A 5,613-nucleotide genomic window follows, 5' to 3' on the forward strand; every position below is an offset into this window, starting at 1 on the left:
ATGTCATCTATCTCATCCTGAATGACCGATATCAATCTTGCAAATGTTCCTCTGTGACGAAAAACATCTTGATTATCTTGTATCGGTCCACCAGTTCTTATCGTTATATAATGGCGTGACATCATGTAACCTTTCCGTAGAAATTTACTCTTGACGTATTATCATCTGTGCACTATAGTACTCATATGGTAACTATTCATAAAACTGTAGAATTTGATACTTGGCTTAAGAAACTCAAAGATAAAAGCGCTCAAGCTATTATTCTTCAACGTGTTGTACGATTAAAACAAGGTCTTTTAGGTGATGTTAAATTCTTTCATGGCATAGGTGAATTACGTATTCACTATGGTGCTGGTTACAGAATTTATTTTACCCAAAAAGGCTCTGATTTTATCCTTTTGTTATGTGGTGGAGATAAATCAACGCAGAAAAAAGATATTGAACAAGCGTTAAAGTTAAAAGAGGAGTATAGTAATGAAAATAACCCCATTTGAACCAGAGAAATATCTCACAACACCAAAATCTCAACAAATATTTCTCAATGAAGCCTTCAAAACCGGTGATGCTGCACATATAGCGGATGCCCTTGGTATCGTTGCTAGAGCCCAAAATATGAGTACTTTAGCAAAAGAAACCAATCGCGAACGTAGTGGTTTATATCGCTCTTTAAGTAAAACAGGTGACCCTAAACTTTCTACTTTAGTTGCTGTGCTCTCTGCCCTTAATTTGCAATTAAGCGTACAATCTACTCCATAAATCCGTGAGGGGAGCTAATACATCTCTCCCCTCAAGCCTAGTGATTAGTCACGAATTCAACGACTATACTTGCTTGACCAGCTTGTACTGTCTTGTCGGCTTTAGCATAGAGAGTAAGTTCTTTATCATAAGGAACAAATTCCTTCTGATTGGTGGGCTTGACCTCTTTGACTGCCTGTTGTTTGATTTCCGCTTCACCAAATTCAGTTCCTCCAGCAGTGCTGCCTATTTTTACCTTAGCGTCCGTAAACGCCGTCTTGATGAATACTTTAATTGAAGTAATCAAAGCACCTCTGGGTAGCGTGCCTATTTTCAAAGCGTTTTCTTTATCTTCATAGCTAAAATTAAGACGTAAGAAACTCACCTGCTGGGTATGAAGATTTCTCCCTTGCAAGGGCTGTGGTAAATAATCTGCCATGTCCTATCCCCTCAATGATTTGTCACGAATTGTACGACCACAACACATTCACCAGCAGCCGTTGTTTTGTCTCGCGTTGCATAAAGGGTCATCTCCTTATCATCTGCAACAAAAGACTTTTGATCTGTTGGCGTAAAATCCTGTGTGCCTTGGGTTTTGATGTCCTTTTCACCGAACTCATTGCTCCCATAAGTGCTGCCTATTTTTACCTTAGCGTCCGTAAACGCCGTCTTAACAAACGCTTTAATCGAAGTGATCAAAGCACCACGGGGTAATATCCCTATTTTCTCCGTGAGATGATTATCTTTATGCGAAATATTCAAGCGTAAGAAACTCACCTGTTGGGTATGAAGATTTCTGCCCTGTAATGGAGGTGGTAATTGATCTGCCATGTCTTTATTCCCTCCTATGATTAGGCTGCTTCACCACTGTAAGTGGGGATAACAATTGTTCCAAAATCTTGTGCTGTTTGTGCACTATTTGGCATTTGGAAACGTGTTTTCTTCATTCCTATCAAGGTCTTGGCTGCAACACCAAATTCACGTTCATAATCAAAATATTCTTCTTTAAGCGTGTAATGCGTTGCACTGTGATTTTTGCCAAAACCTATAATCGCACTCTGAGCTCCTAAGAACACTGCACGACGGACACTTTTAACAGCTGTATTATCTGTCGATTTTACACCATGAGTGACATGGATAGCTTCACGTAAAATAACGCCATTATACATGCCTAGAGAACCATCAAAGATTGGGTTCTTCGCACGGGAGGTTGCGTAAACGGATTTTTGAATATCTAACCACTCACCAACTGCTGTATTGGTTCGCAATTGCATGACTTGTGTTGGATGCAAATACAAAACATAAACATCATCACCATTGACATGAACTGGAGAAATTTGCGGATTGGCAAGTTTTGCTTGTTTAACCGCTTCATCAATCAATTTAAGACTAAAGCTATGTTTGGCTTTATCATTGAGATCTTCATCCTTGGTTTTACCATCGGGACGGATAATACGTTCACTGCTTGGTGCCATGATTTCATTAAAGCCGTAATGAACCGGTTTAATATACACTTCTCGACCATCAACATTGATAGTACGGGCTGTATAACCACATACCTGAAGAAAAAACATGATGCTTAAACGATTTGCATACCAACGAACTAAACCTTCTTTGGCTTTTTTCCGTAAATTGGGGAGAATTCTCTGTTGATCAATCGAGTCATCATTCGCTACACGCGCTGCATGTAAAAGCTCGTTAATAACCAACCTATCATTCATAAATTGGAGGGCTTCTTCATTCCCCTCTAAAGTTTCACCTTGAGTGACACCATCCCCAAACAGATTCACCAACAAACTAAACGTAACGCTATCCCCTGCACTTTTATGGGTTTCGTTATAAAGCTGGATGATACTGTTCGAACTTTTGCCAATAAGTGGAGCAATTTTCGTTGCTTTCAAAACTTCATTGCTTAATTTTTGTGACCAAAGTTTCACCGATTGCGGATCATGAGTCCCTATATGTGTTGTTGCCATTTATTTCACCTTTCTTTGCTGTAAAAAAAACCGGCTTAAAAGCCGGAGGAAAACCCGCATCAAAGGCGGATTATGCTGTAAAACTTGTTGCTTAATCGGGGTCTGCACCCATAATTTCATAAAAACGGGCTTCATTTTTCGGATTGGATATCCACGCATCAAATTCCTTCTCTGACATATCGGAAAGAGTTTGTTTGGTCATTGGTCCAACACTGCCCCCTCCTCCAGATGCCGTTAAAGTTTTCGCTGAATTCTGCCGGCTTTGAAGCGCTGCAACCTGATTGTTGGCTTGTACCGCTTTGTTTTGATAGCCGAGGTTTTGTGCTATCGTATAAATCGCTTCTGCCGGATTAACTCCTTTTTCCGCGCAGGTAGCAACAACCACCCGTAATTGTTGACCGATAACTGCATCTATCGTGCCTTTTTGCGAATATTCTGGATAAAGACTTGACCAAGCACTCAACTCCTTAGCACGAACCTCATAAAGATAATCCGCCGCTGCATCAAAATCACTGTACTTCTTTTTAACCGCTGTAACAGAATTTTCTAAAAAATGGTTCAAATGCGCATCGTACTGTTGCTGTTCAAACGCCTGCCTTTGTGATTCCTGTAGACCTTTAATAAACGCATCTTGCTCTTCAAGCTTCTTTTTTATCCGCAGAATATAAGCTTTGGGGTCTGTCTCCAAGTCAAGCGGGACATCATCACCGTCAACATAAGACTCCTGAGATTGCTGATCATGAAACTTCATAAGAGCTTCACGCGCCTGACGGGCTTGTTCTTCTGCACGTTGCTCTTCTACCGTAGATATGTCCGAAGGCTCATGAACAGGCTGGGAGACCGGCTCTTGAGAACTTATAGCATCACTGGTAACGGTTTCACTATCACTGCCGCCATCAAAATAGTTATCATCATCAAATACCTGCTGTTCTGCTGTGTACTCTTCATTCATACCATCCATCTCTTCACTCATTTGTGCATTCATTCTTTCACCTTTCTAAATGCTTCGTGCTCTATATGTATCTGCTCTCGAACGCATAATCTGATTGTGCATTTGTTCATTCAGAATGCGTTGACGCTCCAATTCATGCTTCTCTTGCATGAGTTTCGCTTCTAATTTTGCTTTTTCCTGCCGCATGTACAGATCAATCTGCTTGCCTTGTAAATCCATCTGTTGCATCTGTGCTTTTGCTGCAATGTCCTGCTGCTTTTCCTGCAACTTCATTTCCTGTTCGGGATTCATTTGCTGCTGTTGTTGTGCCATCTGTTGTTGCTGTTGGAACTTCTCACTCACACGATTGAGTAATGACGCCGGCAAAGGCGAATAACGCAACAAATCAAGCATGATATCCGGTGTAATCGCGTTTTGAAGCAATGGTAACAGCTGTGTGATAATACCAAAGGTACGCTCTTTTTCGTTCGGGCTAGTTGGAGCATCATCAACGACAATGTCATAATCAACACTCATAACCTCTTCACGCGTCAACGGGATATATTGCGCATTTTCCTCTCCCGATATCCGCACCAAACGACCATCAGACAGATAATTCTGGATCAAATGGAGGATAATCTTCCCTTGACGCTTGCGATACAAACGCAAGCCATCAAACAAACAAGCAAGAAGGTTCAAACTCGATTGACGCCTCTGTGCTTCAAGAATGCCTGCTTGTGTGACTTCTCTTGTACCAATAAATTCAGGCGATAAACCTGTAACCTGATTGATCGCTTCTTTTGCTTCATTAAACAGCTGGAAAAAGCCTTGTGGAAACTGTGCTACAGGCTTTGGTTGTATCTTGCCTTGTGCAAGAGCGCCATCTTCAGCAACTATCGCCGTATCAGATCGCGTCCAATCTCGCATAGCCTGCCTGATGTCCTTAAATGCTCCTTCCTCAACAATAAGCCCCCCTTTGGATTGGCTATTGAGAATGTACATCACTTGACTAAAGTACTTATTCGCCCAGCGTTGTGGATCTTTTGTCGGGCGCACAACGCCATAAAACTGGCGATTGATCTTATCAAAATAACCGGTAATACACTCCCAACCCAATTGACCAGCAGGAACGAGCGGTTGATTAGGCTCTGACAAAAGCTTTCTACCTAGAAAAGCACGTCTCACAACCTTTTTATTGAACTGAACAGCCTGTATATTCGGCATGACACATTGAAGCTGTTCAAATTCCTCCTTGCTATAATCACGCAATTCACCTGTTTCTAGATCAGGCGCCTTATAAGCCGTTTCTCTTTCGAACCAACGGCATTCAACAAGCGTGACCATGCGTCTGCCATTCTCAACATCAACGCTCTTGTCATCACTGTAATATTCAAGATCATTATGATGAACACCATCATAACCCACACCATCACGAGCCCAATCCGCATTGAGCTCTGTCCAATGGCATTCAGGAAACATCTCTCTCACAACTTCCAAAGGCTTACGGTCCACATACCACATACGTTGCGCATCCGTTAAATTCGGTTGAACCGCTGCACTGTCCCAAACCATTTTCAACGGATCTAAACGCGTGATCACCGGCTCTCCATCAGGACCATTGTCATAATCAAGACGCGTATCTGTCCAGCCCATCCCACAAATGACAGCATCCTGAAAAGCATCGGAATCCGCGTATTCAGCATGCGCCATGTCTCTAAACCATTCCGCCGCCCCAGTAAGCAATTCACTTGGCAATGCTTTCCCTATTTGACGAGGAATAAACTGCACCTCACGCTTATTGTTGCGTTCAGAGCCCACAACTGCATTCACAAGCGGGGCAATACGATTAAAGGTCATGACAGGGCGGCGTTGCTCCTTTAAAACCGATAAATCCTTCTCATTCCACTGATCACCATTGTAGAAAGCAAAATCCTCACGAGCATGTTCACGCCATTTATTTACATGCTCCAA

The 5,613-nt window shown here is 42.1% G+C and carries 7 protein-coding genes; 2 read left to right on the forward strand and 5 right to left on the reverse strand.

The genetic code is table 11. The features are described 5' to 3' along the window. The first annotated feature begins 185 nt into the window (after positions 1-185). Together ME1_RS07625 and ME1_RS07630 are read left to right on the forward strand one after the other, a co-directional pair. The gene (locus ME1_RS07625; protein ID WP_004865060.1) at positions 186-494 is read left to right on the forward strand and encodes a type II toxin-antitoxin system RelE/ParE family toxin; all 309 of its coding nucleotides are present in this window, start codon (positions 186-188) and stop codon (positions 492-494) included. Further along, complete coding sequence (locus tag ME1_RS07630; protein ID WP_004865061.1) at positions 475-756, forward strand: addiction module antidote protein; 282 nt, start codon at positions 475-477, stop codon at positions 754-756. Before ME1_RS07625 ends, ME1_RS07630 begins: the two co-directional genes overlap by 20 nt. A 37-nt stretch (positions 757-793) precedes the next feature. Here the strand turns inward: ME1_RS07630 and ME1_RS07635 are convergent, their stop codons facing one another. From ME1_RS07635 to ME1_RS07655, 5 genes are all read right to left on the reverse strand, one after another. Then, positions 794-1,174: a hypothetical protein gene (locus ME1_RS07635; protein ID WP_004865062.1), complete on the reverse strand. Its 381-nt coding sequence runs from the start codon at positions 1,172-1,174 to the stop codon at positions 794-796. An 11-nt stretch (positions 1,175-1,185) separates the two neighbouring features. Further along, positions 1,186-1,566, reverse strand: a complete 381-nt coding sequence (locus ME1_RS07640) for a hypothetical protein (protein ID WP_004865063.1) — start codon at positions 1,564-1,566, stop codon at positions 1,186-1,188. Between the two features lie 20 nt (positions 1,567-1,586). Then, positions 1,587-2,711, reverse strand: coding sequence for a N4-gp56 family major capsid protein (locus ME1_RS07645; RefSeq protein WP_004865064.1), 1,125 nt, complete (start codon positions 2,709-2,711; stop codon positions 1,587-1,589). Between the two features lie 91 nt (positions 2,712-2,802). Beyond that, positions 2,803-3,696, reverse strand: a complete 894-nt coding sequence (locus ME1_RS07650; protein WP_004865065.1) for a hypothetical protein — start codon at positions 3,694-3,696, stop codon at positions 2,803-2,805. Between the two features lie 12 nt (positions 3,697-3,708). Next, the coding region (locus tag ME1_RS07655) for a portal protein (protein WP_155815204.1) at positions 3,709-5,613 on the reverse strand (1,905 nt) is incomplete at its 5' end.

Source organism: Bartonella vinsonii subsp. arupensis OK-94-513, from assembly GCF_000278235.1.
Lineage (GTDB): Bacteria > Pseudomonadota > Alphaproteobacteria > Rhizobiales > Rhizobiaceae > Bartonella > Bartonella arupensis.

Bases quoted from the DNA above. Each gene is read 5' to 3' on its own strand.
- ME1_RS07645 (WP_004865064.1), bottom strand. From the start codon at position 2,711: ATGGCAACAACACATATAGGGACTCATGATCCGCAATCGGTGAAACTT.
- ME1_RS07630 (WP_004865061.1), top strand. From the start codon at position 475: ATGAAAATAACCCCATTTGAACCAGAGAAATATCTCACAACACCAAAA.
- ME1_RS07635 (WP_004865062.1), bottom strand. From the start codon at position 1,174: ATGGCAGATTATTTACCACAGCCCTTGCAAGGGAGAAATCTTCATACC.
- ME1_RS07650 (WP_004865065.1), bottom strand. From the start codon at position 3,696: ATGAATGCACAAATGAGTGAAGAGATGGATGGTATGAATGAAGAGTAC.
- ME1_RS07625 (WP_004865060.1), top strand. From the start codon at position 186: ATGGTAACTATTCATAAAACTGTAGAATTTGATACTTGGCTTAAGAAA.
- ME1_RS07640 (WP_004865063.1), bottom strand. From the start codon at position 1,566: ATGGCAGATCAATTACCACCTCCATTACAGGGCAGAAATCTTCATACC.